Origin of the sequence: Winogradskyella endarachnes (assembly GCF_009741275.1) — a bacterium.
In the GTDB taxonomy this organism is placed as follows: domain Bacteria; phylum Bacteroidota; class Bacteroidia; order Flavobacteriales; family Flavobacteriaceae; genus Winogradskyella; species Winogradskyella endarachnes.
In genome coordinates, this window is record NZ_WOWS01000020.1 from 1 (window position 1) to 1,251 (window position 1,251).

Sequence of the window (1,251 nt, forward strand, 5' to 3'; positions counted from 1 at the left end):
CTGACCATCTAAAATCTCTGTGGTCTTTGTGCTTAAATCAAATGCTTCTTCTTCATCGCCTGTAGTGTTATAGTCACATAATTCATAATCACTAACTGCTATGGTTGTTGGCTTTGGATTTACAATCAGTTGTAACGTGGTTACTGAAGAACATCCTGTTAAGTCATTAACAATACGCGCGTAAATCTCTTGTGCCCCTGCTGTGGTATTGGTGTAGTTTGTGGCTAATGGACTAGAACCATCTATAGCACTTGCCATATCTAAATGATAACTCACACTCATATCGGTTTGTGTGCCTATGACTTCTGCGTCTTTTAAACTTAAATCAAAGTCTGCAATACCATCGGCATCATCATCACAAACCTCTAATGCTGTTGTGGTGTTTGCGATTGGATTGGCTAAAACTTCTAAATCTAAGGTATTGATATTATAACAACCTGTTGTGGTGTTTTCTAATCGTACATAAATCGTTTGGTTTACAGCTGTTGTATTGACATAACCATCAAATATCTCGCCTGTCTCTGACATAGCATCCGTTGGTGATTCGTAAAACGAAACTTCAATGTCTGTTGAACCATTGGTAAATTCTGAAACTTTTGTACTTAATGGGAACGCTACAAACTCATCTGTATCATCATCACAAACTTCTAAGGCTGTTACCGCTAATAGTTCTGGTAATGGATTTACAATAACTTCAAAACTTGTAGTACCATAACAATCTGGATGCAATGGGTCTTCTACTCTTACATAAACTGTTTGTGAACTTAAGGTACTTGTACTGGCTAAAGCATTTGCATTATTATCTGCATCGTCTTGAGTATTATGAAAAGAAACATTGTAATCTGATGGGTTTTGTGTACCTAATATTACTGATTCTTGGGTGCTTAAATCAAAACTCGCTTGTCCATCGTTACTAACATCATCACAAACTTCCATGTCTTCTGGCATAGTTGCTAGCGCTCTTGTATTAACAATTAAATCAAATACTGCTGATGGACTGGCGGTGTAGCAACTGCTTCCGTCAACACCAATGCTTTCAACTCGGACAAATATAGGTTGCGGATTTACTGTGTTAGTATACAATGAAGGCAATGCATTATTCCCTGAGTCTGCGTCAGCAAAACTTAAATAATAAGATACCTCGTAATTTGCCGCGGATTGGGTTCCTAAAATAGTTGCTGTCTGAGTACTTAGGTCAAATTCTTCAAAACCATCGTTACTTTCATCATCACACAATTCTAAATCTGATGC

The 1,251-nt window shown here is 37.5% G+C and carries 1 pseudogene; it reads right to left on the reverse strand.

Going from position 1 to position 1,251, the window contains the following annotated elements:
• Positions 1 to 1,251 (reverse strand): annotated as a pseudogene (locus GN138_RS16070) (hypothetical protein); the annotation flags it as partial.